This window comes from Anaerospora hongkongensis, assembly GCF_004339805.1.
GTDB lineage: Bacteria > Bacillota > Negativicutes > Sporomusales > DSM-15969 > Anaerospora > Anaerospora hongkongensis.
Window position 1 is genome coordinate 215245 of record NZ_SLUI01000001.1, and the last position, 15516, is coordinate 230760.

Consider the following 15516-nt stretch of genomic DNA (forward strand, 5'->3'; position numbering starts at 1 on the left):
TTATTTTTATTTACCTCGTTATCGAAAATTCCTTTAGAAATTCCTGTAAATAGTTAGGATCAACTATGTAACTTCCATCCTCCTTCCTGAGCCATTTAGCAGCTTCAAAAAGATCTTTGATAATGTAGTTTGGCTCCATGTTCCACGCTCCCACCTTGATCGTCATACCATTATTCGCCATATATGACTACAATTCCTGTTAAAAAGATAAAAAAATAGAACATATGTTCGACATTGTAAGTCATGAACATTATTTCTTCTCGTCAAATTTGAAATATTCCTGCAGAATTAAGTAATAATTTTCCAACAAATTCTTACAAAATACACTCTTTTTTTTAAACGAACAATTAATAGATGGAGAGGTACCATGGAAACTGAAAACACCGATAAAGTAAAAAAGAAAAAGAAAAAGAAAACTAAACGAGGTAATGGCGAAGGTACAATTTATGAATATAAAAACGGTTATGCTGCTCAAATAACCGTAGGTAGAAACGACGAAGGTAAGTTGATCCGTAAAACAGTCTACGGAAAAACACGCGAAATTGTTAAAGACAAATTACTTCAATTGCAAATCCAAAATCACCAGGCAGCATTAGTCAAGAGCAGTACCGATACTATGGAGACAGCTATTAATGCTTTCTTGCAGAAAAAGAAGTTATCTGTTTCAGCCGGTACTTGGCACAAGTATGAAATAAATGCCAGAGTACATGTCATCTCCTACTTTAAGGACGACAAAATAAATGAAGTTACGAAGCCCGATGTTCAAAAATTTATTGGCATAAAAGCCCAAACATTGGCCCCTGCAACAGTAAAAATACTGCACCTTATCCTCCAGCAAGTTTTCAATGATGCAATTGATAACGACTTAATAGTAAAAAACCCTGCTGATAGAATTGAACTTCCAACTATAGAAATGCGTGAACTTGATCCTCTAACAGAAGCTGAAATGACTAAAATCTTGGAAGTGTGCTTCGGAACAAGATTATATCCAGTCGTTTTAACTGAATATGGTACTGGGCTCAGGCGATCAGAGATCTTAGCCCTAAAATGGGAGGATTTTGATTTCGCTAATAAAACCGTAAGTATTAAACGCAGTTACGTTAGAGTAAAGTCCAAGGCTACAATTCAGAACAAGACTAAGAGTAAATCATCCAAAGCGGTGATTGCAGTTCCGGATTTTGTTATTGACTATCTCCAAAATCTTGAAAGAACAAGTGAATATGTCTTTGCACAAAAAGATAAAAAGCCTCTTAATCCCAATAATTTCAGGAGAGACTTTAAAATTAAAGTGGACAAACTATATAATTCCGGTGAATTAAGCGTAGAAAACCTCAGGTTCCATGATTTGCGCCATAACTATGCAAGTCAACTTGTAGCTTTAAATGTTCATCAGCGGCTAATACAGGCCCAAATGAGGCATGCTGACCCACGGACTACATCCAGATATCAGCATACCACCCTAGAAGGCCAACAAGGGGTAGCTAATACACTTAATACTGCAATTACTGCAGTAATTCCGGGTTGCAGTACGGTTGCAGTAAATGACAAAAAAAACGAGGCTTAAAAAAGCCTCGCCGTCCCTTATTATTCAATTGGTCGGAGCGACATGAGTTGAACATGCGGCCTCTACCACCCCAAGGTAGCGCTCTACCAAACTGAGCTACGCCCCGACATTGTTTGTCGCACGAGGACTTTTGGCTTGCCCCCCGCACCGACAAACATTATTTTACACCGTTTTATGTAGTCTGTCAAGCAATAAATTCAATAATTTCTGCACCAACTGTATCGATTTCCAGAACATGATAAGCGGCCATACTGCCGTGCTTTTCAAAGGCGGCGGCCATTGCCTGACCGATTTTCAGATGGTTTTCCGTCGTGTATGCAATTAACGACGGTCCTGCCCCGCTAATCGTAACACCATGCGCCCCTTCATTGACTGCGGCGGCAAACACCGCCTCCATACCAGGCACTAGCCTTTCCCGGTAGGGCTGATGCAGCCTGTCTTCCAGGGCATACTTCAAATAGGTGAGATCGCCCTTTGCTAAGGCCCCTACCAGCAGTGCCGTCCGGCTGACGTTAAACACGGCATCCTTCAGTGGTACTGTTTTCGGCAAGACCTGACGGGAAACCTTAGTTGACAAAGTAAACTCAGGTACTGCCACAACAAGCCCCAGATTGGGCGGCGGTAAAAAAGACAAACATTTTGTGCCTGTTTCGTGCATCACACTTAAGCAAATTCCCCCGTAGATTGCTGGAGCTACATTATCGGGATGGCCTTCAATGGAGGTTGCCATTTCCAAAAGGGTTTGCTTGGATAACCGATTGCCGGTAACGGCATTCGCCGCCATAAGGCCGGCAACAATGGCCGCAGCACTGCTGCCAAGGCCGCGGGCAAGGGGGATTGTATTGTTCAGGCGAATGTAAATCCCCGCATCAGTAATCCGGTGATGCTCCAGTACCGCTTTAACGGCCTGAAGAGCGATATTGCGATCATCATTCGGTATCTGACTGCTTCCTTCACCTTCAATTTCGATTACGGTTCGCCCTTCAGGTGACAATACTAATTCCAGGGTATTATATATCGTGCAGGACATACCAATAGCGTCGAATCCGGGACCACAATTAGCAGTCGTCCCAGGTACACGCACCGTCACCTTGGACATGCTATTTCCTCCGTATTATGCAATTTCCTCTGCTTCCACTCGGATCACACTGCGTACTTTCGTTACTACAGACATTCCATCAAGCGTATTCATGGCCAGTTTAATGTTGTCATTACTTACAGGGTAGGTAATGAGTACAATCTCAGCACAATTATTTATTTTACGTTTTTGGATAACCGAGTGCAGACTGACCTGCTGGGCACCAAATGCACCGGCAATAGCAGCAAATACCCCCGGCTTATCCTCAACTAATAGGCGGATATAATAAGGCAACTCGGTTTTGCCTACCGGACATAATGGTTTATTTTCAAAGCATGTGCAGAGAATACGGCTGCTGGTATTATGCTTAATATCACGGGCAACATCAATAATATCTGCGGTCACCGCGCTGGCAGTCGGCAGTCCGCCGGCACCGCGGCCATAAAACATGGCTTCGCCAACCGCATGTCCTTTTACGTAAATCGCATTGAATACATCGCTCACTCCGGCTAAAGGATGACTATTGGGTATAAAGGCAGGATGAACCCGAACTTCTATCCCGTGCTCACTATCTTTAGCAACAGCAACAAGCTTGATGACATATCCCAGTTCCCGGGCATATTCGATATCTTCCACCGAAATATTCGTTATCCCTTCGACATACACATCGTCGAGCGTAACGCGGCTGCTGAAAGCAATGGATGATAAAATAGCAATTTTGCGGGCTGCATCCCAGCCGCCTACATCTGCCGTAGGGTCGGCTTCAGCATATCCCTTAGCCTGAGCTTCCGCCAAAACATCAGCATAACTCATTTTTTCATTCATCATTTTGGTCAGCATGTAGTTGGTTGTACCATTAACAATGCCCATTACTTCCGTAATCTGATTAGCGGCAAGACATTGCTTCAACGGTCTGATAATCGGAATGCCACCGCCAACACTGGCTTCAAACAGCAGGTCCACATGATTGTCTTCAGCAGCAGTAAATAATTCACGGCCATATTTAGCAATGACATCTTTATTGGCAGTCACAACATGCTTACCGGCATTAAGAGCCTGCAAAATATATTCTTTAGCCGGTTGCTCTCCTCCCATGACTTCTACTATAATATCTATAGCAGGGTCGGCCAATATATCGTTAATATCGGTGGTAACGATTGCATCGCCTGTATCAACGGTTCTTTGTTTCTCTTTATTCCGTACCAAGACCCGGCTAATTTTCAGCGGCAATCCTACTTTTTGTGAAATATTAGCGGCATTTTCCTGCACTATCTTTACTACACTACCGCCGACAGTTCCCAAACCTAACAGGCCTATTTGAATAGCACGCTTCATGATATTCTCTCCTTATGGTTAAGCCTGGCCTAAAACTTCAAGCCGCTTCACACCGTCTACCAGCCTTAACTTATCAAGCAACGCCTCCAGATCAATCGCCAAATCGGCAGTTTCCAGCGAAACGGTGGCATTTGCCACACCTTGAAGCGGGATTCCTTGATTGATTGTCAGGACACTGCCTTTTTCATTGGCAATGGTATTCAGCACACGCGATAAAACACCCGGTTTGTGCTCAAGCAGCAGCGCGAGTGTCACAATCTTTTCCTTGCTTGCTTCGTAGAACGGAAATACATAATCTTTATATTTATAATAGGCACTGCGACTTAATTCCATTTTATCGACGGCATCATTAATTGTCCGGGCCTCGCCCCTTTTGAGCAATTCTTTTACTTTAATTGTCTTTTTGATCGCTTCCGGAAGAATTTCTTCCCTTACGAGGTAAAAAACTGATTTCTGATTATTTATCATGTTAGCTCCTCCCTCCAGTATAGTACTGGTGGATTATTATCTTTAGATAGAAGACATTATATCATTAATTTACAACAGAAAACAAGTAAAAAAGCAAAAAAGCAAAAAAATAAGTCAGTCTGTTACAGACTGACTGCTTTTATTTAAAAAATGATGCAAATTAGGCCGCCACTGCCGTCATTAACGACTTTTTGCAGTGTTTCGCGCAGTTTATTTTGTGCATTTTCTGGCATACTGGTGATTTTATTTTGGATACCTTCCCGTACCAGCGAGTTCAGCGATTTGCCAAATAGGTTTGTGCGCCAGATTTTTTCCGGCTCGCCTTCAAATTCACGCATTAAATATTGAATGAGCTCTTCACTTTGTTTCTCAGTGCCAATGATTGGTGAAATTTCCGCCTGGACATCTGTTCTGATAATGTGCAGCGATGGTGCCGATGCGCGGAGTTTAACACCAAAGCGGTTGCCGGAGCGGATAATTTCCGGTTCTTCCAGTACCATTTCATCAACCTGTGGTGTAACCACACCGTAGCCGGTAAGTTTTACTTGTTCTAAGGCAGGAGCCATCTTATCGTACTCCCGTTTGGCTACTGATAAATCCTGCATCAAACGCAGCAGATGGTGTTCACCACTAATAGTAAAGCCAGTCAGTTCTTCCAGCACCGAGTAGAACAAATCATTTCTGGTTGTCATTTCGATGACAGCGATCCCATTGCCTAAGTCCATATCATGGAGAATAACATCAGCAACAAAATCATAGCTGGACAAATCATCAATCGCGCGGTCAATATCCCGCAATCGGCGTATGTACTGTACGACTTCCTGTACGGCACCATCAAACTTCTGCCGCAGCCAATGCTCGGTTTCCAGCTCTTCTACCCACTTGGGCAGCGAGATATTTACTTCTTTTACCGGGAATTCATACAGTACTTCCTGCAGAATCGCATATATATCATCATGATTCAATTGTGCGCAATCCACGGGAATAACAGGAACGTCATAGTTATTCTCCATCTTAGCCACAAGTTCACGCGTTTCTTTAGCTGTGGGCTGATTGGTGTTGAGGATAATTAAGAACGGTTTTTCCAGTTCTTTCAGTTCCTCAACCACCCGTTCTTCGGCCGGCAAATACTTTTCACGCGGCAGGTCAGTTACCGTACCGTCTGTAGTTACGACCAGGCCGATAGTAGAATGTTCGGCAATTACCTTACGGGTTCCTACTTCAGCCGCTTCCTGGAAAGGAATTTCATGGTCAAACCACGGTGTGAGCACCATCCGGGGACCATCTTCTTCGGCGTAGCCCAGAGCCCCTTCCACACTATAACCAACGCAGTCTACAACGCGTACCCGTACGGCAACATTTTCTTTTACACTGATTTCGACAGCCTCATTGGGGATAAATTTAGGCTCGGTGGTCATAATCGTTTTGCCTGCACCGCTTTGAGGAAGTTCGTCTTTTGCTCTTTCTTTTTCGTAAGGGTCAGCGATATTTGGCAATACCATCGTTTCCATAAACCGTTTAATAAAGGTGGACTTTCCTGTGCGAACCGGACCTACGACTCCAATATAGACATCGCCGCCTGTCCGTTCGGCAATATCACGAAACAGATCAAATTTTTCCATACTTTTTCCCTCCTATACTATGCTGAATGCCTAAAATGTTAAGAGCATGGCTCTCAAAAATTTGATCCATCCCTCCCCTTGTATTAAACTGAACTAAAAAAATTGCAAGAATATCCAAATTAAGCATTATAAATATATTGACATGCCGCTCAGAATAGTACTAAAAAAGAGTACAGAAAATCCAAAATGGATTTTCTGTACTCTTTTTGTGATTTGTATTATCGAAAAGCAATTACACCGTTTAGTGCTACTTCTTCCACTTCGTGAGTTTTGCCTCTGGTCATTAGCTCTAATACTGCGGTTTTCGGTGACTTTCCTTCATACAATACCTGATAAATTTGCTCGGTAATCGGCATTTCAATCTGAGAGGTGCGGGACAGCTCATAAGCCGCTCCAGTGGCCCGAATACCTTCAACGACCATATTGGTTTGCAGTTGAATTTGCTCTGCCGTTTTACCCTCAGCTAACAACATACCTGCCCGGCGATTCCGACTATGCCTGCTTGTACAGGTAACCATCAGATCACCCACTCCGGCCAGTCCGGCAAAAGTGAGGGGATTAGCTCCTAACGCCAGCCCCAGGCGGGCAATTTCTGCCAATCCCCTGGTCATTAATGCAGCCTTTGTGTTATCGCCAAAACCCAATCCTTCAGCAGCTCCTGCCCCTAAAGCAATAATATTCTTTAAGGCACCGCCTAATTCAACACCAACGACATCAGGATTGGTGTAGACACGAAAAAAAGGTAACATAAATGCATCCTGCACCGCCTCAGCGACAGCTAAAGATGCAGCTGCCACAACGGAAGCAGTGGGCTGCTGACGACCAACTTCCTCTGCATGGTTAGGACCGGACAAAGCGGCTACCCGGTCGGCTAATTGTGGTATTTCTTCTGCGATAACCTGAGTCATCCGCTTATAAGTTCCCGATTCTAAGCCCTTAGCAGCCGATACAATGATCACCTCATTTTGCAGGTGCGGACAAATTCCGCGGGCAGTCTCCCGGATGGCATGGGAAGGAGTAGCAAGTAAGATCAGTTCAGCACCGCTAACGGCCTGCTCAAGATCAGATGTGCAGATTAGCCGCTCAGGCAGTGAAACGCCTGGCAGATATGCGCTGTTTTGCCTGGTTTGCTGCATTGACTTCGCTAGTTCACTGCTGCGGGCCCACAGAAAAACCTGCTCATGTTTAAGCCCGAGCTGACTGGCCAAAGCAGTGCCCCAGCTGCCTGCGCCTATAACAGAAATCTTCATTACTCAATCACTTCTCCTTGGTGCTGTCGGCGCTTGATCCTCCTGCTTTGATTTTTAACTCTTCCCCTTTTAGCAAGCGTTCTATATTCGGCTTATGACGAAGAATAACAAATAAGGCGGCAACAATACCGAAAACTAATATTTCTATGCTTTCGTTAAAAAACCACATTGACAGCGGAACTAAAACGGCCGCTACGATCGACCCTAATGACACGTAACGCGTAGTATAAACAATGAGTGCCCATACAATAAATACAATTGCAGTAACCTTGGGTACCAAAACGGCAATAACACCCAGACCGGTAGCTACGCCCCGGCCTCCTTTAAACTTTAGAAAAATCGACCAGTTATGACCTGCCATGGCGGCAATGCCGCCAGCCAATAACGCGATTGTGCTGCCGTCAAGCCATTGCCCCATCATAACGCCGGCTACACCTTTTAAGGCATCGGTAAGAAAAACCCAGAAAGCCGGCCAGGGGCCCAAAACGCGATAAGCGTTAGTAGCCCCGATATTTTTGCTGCCGAATTGCCGGATATCTACGTCGCACATATATTTGCCGACAATCAGTCCATTCGGGATTGAGCCTATCAAATAGGCTAAGAGTATCGTTAATCCCACGGACATACTAATCCTCCTTTTCCTTACGCCCACGGACAATAAGCTTTAAGGGGGTTCCTTCAAAACCGAAGGCTTCCCGCAGCTTGTTCTCTAAAAAGCGTAAATAAGAAAAATGCATAATCTCCGGATCGTTCACAAACAAGATAAACGTTGGTGGTTTTACATCGGCCTGTGTCGTATAGTAAATTTTAAGTCTTTTACCTGCGCTGGAAGGGGGTGGATTAATCGCTTGAGCGTCTTCCATAACCTGATTTAAAACGCTTGTCGATACGCGCATCGCGTGCTGATCAGCAACGAATTTTACCAGTTCCGAAACGCGCTGCACCCGTTGTTTTGTTAACGCTGATGCAAACAAAACCGGTGCGTATTGTAAGAAACCCAGCTCTTCGCGGATGATATCGGTGTAGCGAAGCGATGTTTTACTATCCTTTTCTACAAGATCCCATTTGTTAACAACAATAATTGTTCCTTTACCGGCTTCATGGGCATAGCCAACAATCTTTTTGTCCTGTTCAGTCACACCGTCTACGGCATCGATGACCATTAAAACGACATCGGCACGATCAATTGCCCTGAGCGACCGGATTACGCTGTAACGTTCTACCGGGAGCTCAATTTTGGCTTTGCGCCGCATACCGGCTGTGTCAATCAGTACAAACGATGTATCGTCGCGTACGAAACGGGTATCGATAGCATCACGGGTTGTCCCGGCAATATCACTGACAATCACTCGCTCTTCGCCTAAAAGGGCATTAACCAGCGAGGATTTGCCAACATTAGGGCGTCCAATAACAGCCACCCGGATCTCATCATCATTAGTTTCCGTCGTAGATTCTTTGGGCAGGCTTTGGATAACCAGATCCAGCAAGTCGCCCATATTCAGCAGGTTAACCGCGGAAATGCCGATAGGATCGCCTAGTCCCAGGTTATAAAATTCATAAATATCATGCTCATTTTTTAAGCTGTCAATTTTATTGACTACTAGAATGACCGGTTTGCCTGATCCCCGCAAAATAGCGGCTACTTCTTCATCACCGGTTGTTATGCCTGTCTTTCCATCTACGACAAACAGAATAACATCAGCTTCCTGAATGGCCAGCCTGGCTTGATGGCGCATCGAGGTCAAAATATGGTCATCCCCTGTTTCGAATTCAATGCCGCCTGTATCAACAAGCGTAAATTCCTGGTCAAGCCATTCGGCATCAATATAAATCCGATCTCGGGTAACACCGGGCATATCTTCGACAATCGATACTTTCTTTTTGGCTATACTGTTAAACAATGTTGATTTACCGACATTGGGGCGTCCAACAACGGCTACAAGTGGTTTACTCATTTTTATCACCTTTGCACATACATATTCATTACTTCAGCCCTTACGGGATGTCTTTAAAATTAAGCTAGTATAGTTTTTCCGTGGTCCTCACTAGTATATACTATACAGCCCCCACAGACTCACTGCCATGAGAAAACTGAGATCGATAAGCTACTGTGTCAAAATCAAACTCCCTCCTATTTCTACATATTCCCGTTTCTCTCTTATTTTTCCTGCAAATAAAGAAAAAGAGTGATAAAACATCACTCTAAGCGATTTTTAACGCTATGAACCAGTTTAACAAACTCCGGATATTGACGCTGCATCCCCCAGATCGTCAACGAACGGCCCACGCGAGTAAAACTATACCGTTTTGACAGCAACCCGCCGCACTTTGTCGAAAAGTTGATTAATGGAAAAGCATCCTGCAGAATAAAAGACGATTGCTGCCATCCGGCTATATCCAGCAGACTTTGGATGGTACTCGTAATTTTTTCGCGCTGATTCCACATTCCCATAAAATATACTTGATGTTTTTTTTCATCGCATCCCATTAAATAAGGTTTACCAATGAATTGTGGCGGGGTCCTGTCATAAAACGGAATACTTAAAAACTCTTGTGCTGTAGGAATCCGGTCTATAGGAAGCATACCACAATGGATAGCCGATGCCACTACCGAGGCATGTGCACCTGCGAAGCAGTAATAGACAATATTCATGCCTCATCTCCCTTTGCCTGTGCTATTTTTGCTTAATTGCTGAACGTATTGCTGCTGTAATCCATTCGTTTTTGCACAGCTGCGGGCAGTAGCGTACCGCCATATGTCTTAGGTAATTTCTGCTTCCTGTAAAATGGCTGCGTTCTATAGAATGGTCTACATTCACCAGTTCCACTTCCAGGCCAAATATTTCTGCTATCCCTTCAATAGCACGGTTATAAATATCACCGTACTTACCACTTACCAATGAACAAACGGTATTGCCTTCCTGATCGATTCCGACAACAGCTAACGGCACTGCCGCCTTAGCCCCTGAGTCCCTTATCGATTCCAACGGTTGGTTGAGATGCATCTTGCAGGCTGCAAGCGGTAAATAGCTTTGTCTGCCTTGATATACAATAATCACGTTAGTCCTGATCTTCCCGCTTTTGAGGTTCGTTATTCTTTACTTGCTCTGGCTGCTTTTTTTTCGGTGCAAGGAAGTTGGCAAATTCCGTAGACGTAAATTGTTTCACTTTTGCTCCGGCCTCTTTTAAACTGCCTGTGCTCAGAAACAGGAAAGCCACCACTCCGACTACCAGCAAGCCTACGATCCAGCCAATGGATTTCATGGCACCTGACGGTCCCGTAGCCGCTGTTCCTACATCGGCAGCACCATTTTGCGCAGTCGGTGCTGCTGAGCTCGTCCCTAATACGGTAGGGATTACGTCGGCAAAGAGTGCCACCCCACGCTCGGCTGATGCCCGGTCATTTGTGTGAGCGCCCACTTCCAGCAGCATTGATCGCGGATGCAGGTCCTGGTTGTAATCGCCGCCCTTGGCAAAGAAAATACCTTTCACCAGTCCTGGGTGCTGCTTATCGGATGCCGCTTTAATCTGCAAAGCATAGTCTTCAATTTGCTTGCCAGTGGGCCCGTATTTTCCAACAACTAATTGTACCTTAGTTACATCTTCGCCGTTAATCGTCGCTTTATATACCTGTGGCGGCACAGCATCACGGTGAATATCAAAAATCGCCGCAGGCTGCTGTTTAACCAGATCCATTGCGGTACGCCGCGACCGCTCATACGCCATGTCGTCATGAGGATCATGCTTAGCCTGAGAATGAATCACTTCCAAGCCTTTGGACTGAAGCGATTTCGTAAAGGCATCGCCCACCTTATAAATCCCGCCTGCTCCAAGGATGCTCTCCTTGCCGTCGGTAGGAACGTATGATTCATCAGAATGAGTATGATAGACAGCTACTTTGCCGCCTTGCGCTTTTGCTATCCTTGTCTTGAGCAGTGAAGAGAATAATCCGGGCTGATCTTCCTCTGGCGGCAGATATTGCCCTAAGTTTACTTCACCGATTTTTTTCGCGTGAGCAATATCGCCCTCTACCGATGTAATTTCATAGCGGACGTTTTTATCGGTAAGAAACTGATCACCCGCTTTTACACTCCAGCCGGTTATATATACAGTTACGCCATTTTCATCAACGATTGTAAAATAGCTGCCGTCGTTTTGCGCGTGAGCATAAGCGAGTCCGGTAAAGCAGCTCAGCAAAACGGCCAGCAAAATGGCAATTACAACCCGCCGCTTAGTCATTTTTTTCACCTCTGCTTTGGGCAGCATTATCCGGCTCTGCATCGTTCTCAGAAGAGGTTTTTTGCTTGCGCGTTTCGGACAATTCTTCACTAAATTCAAATAATCCTTCTGGGCGATTAGGGCCAAGCACAGGTCCGCCTTGCAGCTTTTCTCTTGTTTCGCCGACTAGCTCAGCAACCATAACGGCAACAATACCTGCAATGATGACAACATCAAATGCCCCTGCCCCGCCAATATCTGTCCGGCCGGGGATTCCCGCATTCAGTAATGTGACCATATGCACAATATCGCTGAGGACAATCCCAAGAACGCCGCCAATAAAAGCACTGCGGCGGGAGCGCCCAGCCAAATAGGCAATGATACCTGCTGACAAGCCATAAATCAGCTTCGGATCTAGAAACATGTTCTCCGGCTCATAAGGCAGATAACGTGAGCCCAGCCATACAGCTGCCGCTACTAAAACTGCCGCACCAACAGCCCGGACACGTTCTGCTGTTTCATCTGCTTTAACAATCAGCCAGAGCGATAACAATACAGGCAGTAAAGCCCCGCCCACATTGATACTTACTTCCACCGGGCTGCTCATTAGCGGAATATCAATAAAACTTCCCACAACAATTGCAGCAATAAAAAGCAATGCCTGCTTGTCTGTTAAACGCATCCGGTCTAAAATACGCTGGGCGATACCAAAATAAACCAGTACACCTACGACCAATAAAACAATCATTCCTACCGGCATACTCATAAGATTGTCACCTCTTATATTCGATTAGGTTGCTACCTTTCTTGGTTTATCTTGCCCTTGCGAAATAAAAATAATGCAAAAAGCATGGTTTCTCAACCATGCTTTTTACGATTCGCGTAATGAGTTATATCAATTTTTCGGGTTTCAAGCCACTCGCGGCTGTTACCGCCGATAATAAACGGTACCGTTTGCAAGTCCTTTATATCTTTTGCTCCTACAAGCATCATATAACGCTTGCCGGTGTGGAGAAAATTTTGAAGCCAGTCAACTGCTGCCGCTACTCCTTGCTGACAAACAATACGCAGCACCGGTGCGGCTATGGCTACGGCACTGGCGCCAAAAGCCATCGATTTGATCATATCAAGCGGTGAACGAATGCCGCCTGAAACAATGAGTTGAACAGAGGCAGGCAGGACTGACACTGCCTCTAGTGCACTCACAACGGTTGGAATGCCCCATTGTAACATTTCTTCCGGCAATTGGGTCTGACTGCGGGCAGCCTCTATTGCCACAAAGTTAGTGCCACCCCTGCCACCCACATCGATTGCTTGAACACCAGTACTGGCAAGCCGGGCAGCAGCTTCTCGCGCAATGCCGCATCCGACTTCTTTCACAATTACCGGCACATTCACTTCACTGGCGATCCGGGCAATGTTATCAAGATAGCCGAAAAAATCGCGATCACCTTCTGCCATAATAATTTCCTGAGCCGCATTTAAATGAATTTGCAATGCGTCCGCACCAATCATATCTATGGCAATTCGGGCTTGTTCACTGCTGGCATGAGCGCCTAAGTTCGCAATAATGATTCCCTCGGGATTGACGCGCCGCACAATTTGGTACGATTCCCACACCGCGTCATTTTCCAGTGCGGAATATTGTGATCCTACTGCCATGGCCGCACCGGTTAATTTAGCAACCTGGGCAAGACTGCTGTTAATTTCTGTTACATCTACCGCTCCCCCGGTTATAGCATTAATGATAACAGGATGCGTCAGCGCAATACCAGCGAGAGAAGTATCCAGGGCAATATCGGACCAGGCAATATCCGGTAGACAATTATGAATTAATGTAACATCGGCAAAACCCGCATTACCAGGCCCGTCCGGTAACTGCAATGTATGGTGCAGATGATCTGATTTCCGGGACTGACGCAACCCTTTCAGCTCCTTATTATTTACGGCCGAATAGATGTCCAAGTTTATCTCCTATAGTCGTCCCGCTGCTTGACTGTGTCCCCAAATAGTCTTGATATTCTGCCCGCTCTGCTTCTTCCAGAGCTTGTATCAAACTAAGCGATATCCGTTTATTATCCCGGTCTATACTTAAGATTTTCACATTAAGCGCTTGGCCTGCATGGACAACCTCTTCAGCTGTGGCAACTCTTCTGTCAGCCAGCTCCGATAAATGGACCAAGCCTTCCACTCCATCGGCAAGTTTAACGAAGGCACCAAATTTTGTAGTTTTTGCAACCGTTCCCGGTACAATCTGCCCTTCTGTAAAACTCTTAATTTGACTCAGCCAAGGATCCTGCTGGATTTGTTTTAAACTAAGGGATATTTTTTTCGAAGCCGGATCAACTTTCAAAACGAAAACTTCTATTTTATCACCGACCTGCAGAATCTCTGACGGTGACTTTACACGGTGCCAGGATAAATCAGAAATATGAATAAGGCCCTCAACACCACCAATATCGACAAAAGCGCCAAAATCAACTAATCTACGTACGATTCCGGGAATGACATCCCCAGCCTTAATTTTAGCAAAAATGGCTTGCTCTTTCTTTTGCTGTTCATCTTGTAAAACTTTACGATGTGACAGCACTACGCGCTGCTTTTCGGCATCGAGTTCGATCGGCACAATCGCCAGCGTCTGGCCCAGGTAGCCAGTCAAATCCTCGACAAATCGCAAAGCAACCTGAGAAGCCGGTATAAAGCCGCGAATGCCGTTCACAGAGACCGCCAGGCCGCCCTTCACAACTTCAGTAACCTTGCACTCAACAATCGTGTGATTTTTTTCGGCTTCTTCCAGGTTACTCCAGGCAATGACTTTATCCGCTTGTAACTTTGACAGTTGCACGGTATCATCGGCACTATCAGTAGCGAGAACCAATACATCAATTTCCTGGCCAACCGCAACAATATCCGACGCCCTCTCAGGTACGGGATAAGCCAGTTCCTTCAAAGAAACTACACCTTCACCCTTGTAACCGATATCCACAAAAACTTCATCCGGACGAACGCTGACTACCTTTCCTTTAATGATACTCCCCTTTTCAAGCTGCTGAAAAGAAGCTGCTACTGACTGATCAAACTGTTCCATTTTATGAACTACCTCCTCTATAATCCAATCGGGCGTAGAAGCGCCCGCAGAAATACCAACATGCTGGATATTAGCAAACCACTCCGGCCGTAACTCACTGGCGGTCTCAATGTGATAAACCGGGCAGCCTGACTGACGGCAAACATCGGCCAGCCTTGTCGTATTAGCGCTGTTTTTCCCGCCGATAATTACCATGACGTCCACTTTACTTGCCAGAGCGGCAGCAGCTTGCTGACGCTGGTCAGTTGCGGTACAAATTGTTCTCTTCACTACAACAGCAGCGGCTTTTTGTTGTATTACCGCCAGGATTTGCTCAAACAGCTCCCCCGAAAATGTCGTCTGCACAACCACACCCAGCCGGTCATACAGGGGAAGCCGGCAGGCATCTTCTACCGACTCTACGATAAATGCCTCTTCTTGTGTCCAGGAAACAATGCTCTTCACTTCCGGATGGTCTTTCTCACCGATTACGATTACCGGGTACCCCTCCTTCATTAACTCATGAGCTGCTTGCTGTGCTTTCTTTACATGCGGACAAGTTGCATCAACAATTGTTAAGTTTTTTGCCTCCGCATCCTGGTAAATGCGCGGCCCCACTCCATGGGAACGTATTATTACAGTACCTTCAGCTATTTCTCCTAAATCGTTAGCTGGAGATATTCCTTTTTTCGCTAATTCAGCAACCATCTGCGGGTTATGAATAATCGGTCCTAAGGTATGAGCAGTACCACCTGAATCAATACATTTCTCTACTGTTTCAATGGCACGTTTTACCCCGTAGCAAAAGCCGCGATGCTCAGCTAAATGTATTTGCATAACGGGCCTCCTAAATTTCAATTCTGGTATATTATTCGCTGATAACCCAAGTAATTCCTTTTGAGTTACAGGAAAAA

Annotated in this window: 14 protein-coding genes and 1 tRNA gene; 1 reads left to right on the forward strand and 14 read right to left on the reverse strand. The window is 45.4% G+C overall.

Annotation, left to right across the window (positions count from 1 at the left end):
- The first annotated feature begins 367 nt into the window (after positions 1–367).
- Positions 368–1564 (forward strand): tyrosine-type recombinase/integrase, encoded by a 1197-nt coding sequence (locus EV210_RS01120; protein WP_132074279.1) that lies wholly within the window; start codon positions 368–370, stop codon positions 1562–1564.
- Positions 1565–1593: 29 nt separating this feature from the next.
- On the opposite strand, the gene EV210_RS01125 is transcribed toward EV210_RS01120, so the two are convergent.
- The 14 genes from EV210_RS01125 to EV210_RS01190 all read right to left on the reverse strand — a co-directional run bounded on the left by EV210_RS01125 (position 1594) and on the right by EV210_RS01190 (position 15439).
- Positions 1594–1670 (reverse strand) — tRNA-Pro (locus EV210_RS01125).
- Positions 1671–1748: 78 nt separating this feature from the next.
- Positions 1749–2663, reverse strand: a complete 915-nt coding sequence (thrB, locus tag EV210_RS01130; RefSeq protein WP_132074282.1) for a homoserine kinase — start codon at positions 2661–2663, stop codon at positions 1749–1751.
- Between the two features lie 15 nt (positions 2664–2678).
- Positions 2679–3977 (reverse strand): homoserine dehydrogenase, encoded by a 1299-nt coding sequence (locus EV210_RS01135; RefSeq protein ID WP_132074285.1) that lies wholly within the window; start codon positions 3975–3977, stop codon positions 2679–2681.
- Positions 3978–3995: 18 nt separating this feature from the next.
- Positions 3996–4442, reverse strand: a complete 447-nt coding sequence (locus tag EV210_RS01140) for an ACT domain-containing protein (protein WP_132075074.1) — start codon at positions 4440–4442, stop codon at positions 3996–3998.
- Between the two features lie 146 nt (positions 4443–4588).
- A complete protein-coding gene (gene spoIVA, locus EV210_RS01145) occupies positions 4589–6067 on the reverse strand; it encodes a stage IV sporulation protein A (protein ID WP_132074288.1) in 1479 nt (492 codons plus the stop codon).
- A 218-nt stretch (positions 6068–6285) separates the two neighbouring features.
- Complete coding sequence (locus tag EV210_RS01150) at positions 6286–7317, reverse strand: NAD(P)H-dependent glycerol-3-phosphate dehydrogenase (RefSeq protein ID WP_132074291.1); 1032 nt, start codon at positions 7315–7317, stop codon at positions 6286–6288.
- Positions 7318–7324: 7 nt separating this feature from the next.
- Entirely contained in the window at positions 7325–7942 is a 618-nt protein-coding gene (plsY, locus tag EV210_RS01155) for a glycerol-3-phosphate 1-O-acyltransferase PlsY (protein ID WP_132074294.1), read from the reverse strand.
- Between the two features lies 1 nt (position 7943).
- Complete coding sequence (der, locus tag EV210_RS01160) at positions 7944–9272, reverse strand: ribosome biogenesis GTPase Der (RefSeq protein WP_132074298.1); 1329 nt, start codon at positions 9270–9272, stop codon at positions 7944–7946.
- Between the two features lie 242 nt (positions 9273–9514).
- Positions 9515–9970 (reverse strand): DUF3189 family protein, encoded by a 456-nt coding sequence (locus EV210_RS01165; protein ID WP_132074301.1) that lies wholly within the window; start codon positions 9968–9970, stop codon positions 9515–9517.
- Positions 9971–9992: 22 nt separating this feature from the next.
- Entirely contained in the window at positions 9993–10376 is a 384-nt protein-coding gene (locus tag EV210_RS01170) for a DUF3189 family protein (protein ID WP_132074304.1), read from the reverse strand.
- A gap of 1 nt (position 10377) precedes the next feature.
- Complete coding sequence (gene spoIIP / locus EV210_RS01175) at positions 10378–11556, reverse strand: stage II sporulation protein P (protein WP_132074307.1); 1179 nt, start codon at positions 11554–11556, stop codon at positions 10378–10380.
- Positions 11549–12301: a DUF1614 domain-containing protein gene (locus EV210_RS01180; protein WP_132074310.1), complete on the reverse strand. Its 753-nt coding sequence runs from the start codon at positions 12299–12301 to the stop codon at positions 11549–11551. Before EV210_RS01180 ends, spoIIP begins: the two co-directional genes overlap by 8 nt.
- A 92-nt stretch (positions 12302–12393) precedes the next feature.
- Positions 12394–13500, reverse strand: a complete 1107-nt coding sequence (gene fni, locus EV210_RS01185; protein WP_243650384.1) for a type 2 isopentenyl-diphosphate Delta-isomerase — start codon at positions 13498–13500, stop codon at positions 12394–12396.
- The gene (locus EV210_RS01190) at positions 13475–15439 is read right to left on the reverse strand and encodes a bifunctional 4-hydroxy-3-methylbut-2-enyl diphosphate reductase/30S ribosomal protein S1 (RefSeq protein WP_132074313.1); all 1965 of its coding nucleotides are present in this window, start codon (positions 15437–15439) and stop codon (positions 13475–13477) included. Before EV210_RS01190 ends, fni begins: the two co-directional genes overlap by 26 nt.
- Positions 15440–15516: the final 77 nt, after the last annotated feature.

Coding starts and splice junctions, on each gene's coding strand:
- EV210_RS01120 (WP_132074279.1), top strand. CDS start 368: ATGGAAACTGAAAACACCGATAAAGTAAAAAAGAAAAAGAAAAAGAAA.
- thrB (WP_132074282.1), bottom strand. CDS start 2,663: ATGTCCAAGGTGACGGTGCGTGTACCTGGGACGACTGCTAATTGTGGT.
- EV210_RS01135 (WP_132074285.1), bottom strand. CDS start 3,977: ATGAAGCGTGCTATTCAAATAGGCCTGTTAGGTTTGGGAACTGTCGGC.
- spoIVA (WP_132074288.1), bottom strand. CDS start 6,067: ATGGAAAAATTTGATCTGTTTCGTGATATTGCCGAACGGACAGGCGGC.
- EV210_RS01150 (WP_132074291.1), bottom strand. CDS start 7,317: ATGAAGATTTCTGTTATAGGCGCAGGCAGCTGGGGCACTGCTTTGGCC.
- plsY (WP_132074294.1), bottom strand. CDS start 7,942: ATGTCCGTGGGATTAACGATACTCTTAGCCTATTTGATAGGCTCAATC.
- der (WP_132074298.1), bottom strand. CDS start 9,272: ATGAGTAAACCACTTGTAGCCGTTGTTGGACGCCCCAATGTCGGTAAA.
- EV210_RS01165 (WP_132074301.1), bottom strand. CDS start 9,970: ATGAATATTGTCTATTACTGCTTCGCAGGTGCACATGCCTCGGTAGTG.
- spoIIP (WP_132074307.1), bottom strand. CDS start 11,556: ATGACTAAGCGGCGGGTTGTAATTGCCATTTTGCTGGCCGTTTTGCTG.
- EV210_RS01180 (WP_132074310.1), bottom strand. CDS start 12,301: ATGAGTATGCCGGTAGGAATGATTGTTTTATTGGTCGTAGGTGTACTG.
- EV210_RS01190 (WP_132074313.1), bottom strand. CDS start 15,439: ATGCAAATACATTTAGCTGAGCATCGCGGCTTTTGCTACGGGGTAAAA.